This window comes from Methanobrevibacter sp., from assembly GCF_045577275.1.
In the GTDB taxonomy this organism is placed as follows: domain Archaea; phylum Methanobacteriota; class Methanobacteria; order Methanobacteriales; family Methanobacteriaceae; genus Methanobrevibacter.
In genome coordinates, this window is record NZ_JAZNIB010000115.1 from 1 (window position 1) to 2,606 (window position 2,606).

General features: G+C 32.0%; 3 protein-coding genes. All 3 read right to left on the minus strand.

Going from position 1 to position 2,606, the window contains the following annotated elements; translation table 11 throughout:
* Positions 1-65: 65 nt before the first annotated feature.
* A complete protein-coding gene (locus ACKI67_RS03765) occupies positions 66-1,256 on the minus strand; it encodes an AAA family ATPase (protein WP_407462051.1) in 1,191 nt (396 codons plus the stop codon).
* A 256-nt stretch (positions 1,257-1,512) separates the two neighbouring features.
* Entirely contained in the window at positions 1,513-1,854 is a 342-nt protein-coding gene (locus tag ACKI67_RS03770) for a DUF2149 domain-containing protein (RefSeq protein ID WP_407462053.1), read from the minus strand.
* A gap of 9 nt (positions 1,855-1,863) precedes the next feature.
* The gene (locus ACKI67_RS03775) at positions 1,864-2,496 is read right to left on the minus strand and encodes a MotA/TolQ/ExbB proton channel family protein (RefSeq protein ID WP_407462052.1); all 633 of its coding nucleotides are present in this window, start codon (positions 2,494-2,496) and stop codon (positions 1,864-1,866) included.
* Between the last annotated feature and the right edge of the window lie 110 nt (positions 2,497-2,606).

The window sequence follows — 2,606 nt, forward strand, 5'->3', positions numbered from 1 at the left end:
AAATATAGTTTTTCTTTTACAGATTATTACTCTTAAAAAATTTTAGAGAAATAGGAATTTACTTTTTAAAAATCCCTATAAGGATAAACTCCTTTCCTATCATATTCCCCTTTTAACCATGCTATTAAAATATTGTCAGAAACAAAATAACGTGACTTTTCATACTTTATTAATCCATTATTCAATAGATTATTCAAAGATCCACCTATTCCTCCACTGGTTACATCTAACTTCTTAGCAATGTCCACCCTTCTTAATGGCTCATCCAATAATGTGGTGATAATCTTCTGCTCTTGCTTGCTTAAGTTCTTCCAATCATTTATAAGATTAATTGCTAAAAATGGCAAAACATTTGCAAATTCTTCAGAAACCCTTTTCTTATCTAACATTTCTCCAGGCATTAAAAATCTTACGAATGTATTAATATAGAATGGAATGCCTCTAGTGCATTTATAGAATCTTTCAAAGCCATCATCACTGAATTCCAAATGGCTTGCTCTTTCAATCAAGTATCTTTTAGTGGTTTCATATGAAAACGGTTCTATTTGATATGTAAGCATTCTGCCACCAAATGCTCCTTTTGCACCATTTATCTCTCCCAGAAGACTATCTTCCATGCTCATGCTTCCAGTAAAAGTATAGGAAACGTTTTTCTCTGTTTGGATAAAGCTTCTCAAATACCATAAGAAACCATTTGTTTCATCATCCAAATCCTTTATTAACTGAAATTCATCAATGAAAATCAAGATTCCATCCATTTCATCAGAATATTTTTCATAGATTTTTCTAGGCAAATTCATTACAAAATCCGCTAATTTAGTATAATCCTCCTCAAAGCCAACAATAGGTACTGGAACTCCGTCTACATTGAATATGTTTTTTAAAGAGATATTATGAGTCTTAAACCAGCTTTCTATTTGTTTATCTATGGTTTTTAAGCCATATTCCTTACAGGACTCTATAATTCTCTTATAGAATAATTGCATGAATGCCATGCGACTTAATTTATCTTCTTGATAATTGTTTGAAGAGGATAAATCCAGATAAATGATTAAATAATCTTTTTTCAAGTCATTCTTAAGTTTATTTAAAAGAGCTGTCTTTCCAACACCTCTGATTCCAGTCAATAATAATGCAGGAGGAATTTCATCCTTTGTTGAATCCAGGAGTTTAGTTAAAAAAATTATATCCCTTTCTCTATTGAAGAATTGATCATCAGTTAAATCTGCATTTAATCCCCATGGTATTATATCCATTATAAAACCTCTTTTTATTGATTAATTATATTTTATTTTTATAAATATTTAAAAGTATCTAAAATACATTACATAATATAAAAAAGATATAATATAAAAAGTATCTAAAACGCATTATATAATGTAAAAAAGATATTATATAAAAAGTATCTAAAATACATTACAAATGCGAAAGAAATAAAATTAAAAAAAAGATTCTAAATAGATTTAAAAAATTACTATAAAATCCAAATAAATAGAAAAATAGAAATTTTAATCAATTTTCTATCATTATCAGCTTGCCTGTATTTGGATCCTTATAGACCTTACCCAATTCAGCATAGCCTTCACCAGATGAATTGCTTACATCAGGTGTCTGGTTCAATTGCTGTCCCTGGTCTATCTCGGTTACCTGCTTCATGGCATCGATTGCATCCTGCTTCTGTTCAGGTGTTACGCTGTCGTTGAAGACTATTGCCTGCATGTTCCATGAGATGACAAGGAATACAAGCAAACCCACTGCGATGACAAGCATTGCATCAACAAGGTTGGCAACACCAGCCATAGGATCCTCTTCATCCTCCTCAAAGCTGCTTTTGCGATTAAGCTTAACCATAATCTCAACACCTTAAAGCTTTCCTATTCTTGTAAGGACCACATCGGTCAACACGTCAATGTTGGCAATGTACTCGCTGTACCATCTTCTCCTGATTTTACTGATTACATATGCCAATGCACCTGCACCGATACCAACAACAGTAGTGTCAAATGCAACTATGATCGCATTTGACAATGTAACTATGTCACCAGAGCCTAATGCTGCAAGCCCAGGCCCCATCGGAATCAAAGTGCCCATAAGTCCCAATGTAGGGCCAATACGAGTGATGATATCAGTATATGATAAACGCTTTTCTAATTTTTTCTCTCTGCTGTTGACCAACTTCTTTGCCAAAGCTATCCTTGATTCCAAGTCTAGGTCTGTGTCTGTTATTTCCCTCAAGTCATTCTTCATAGAATTAGGAATTTCAGAATTGCTGATTATGTTTAATATTTCCTCTTTACTGTTTGCATTTGAAATGCTATTTATTAGATTTTTCATCTCCACATTGGATACGGATTTTCTGTGTCTTAATTCTCGGATTAATCCACCTAATAGTATAATTGCTGCTACTGCAAACAATAACAGGAATATTATTACAGGAATCTGCAGACTTTGACTTACCAAATCCAAAGTGGATGTTAATATATTGCTTCCAACCATCATTACCCTCCATAAAAAACTATAATTTAAATTGAAAATCACTATCATTAAAATGACAATTATAATCCTTTGCTTTGTTTTAATTGAATTAACAATTAAAATAAAAGAAC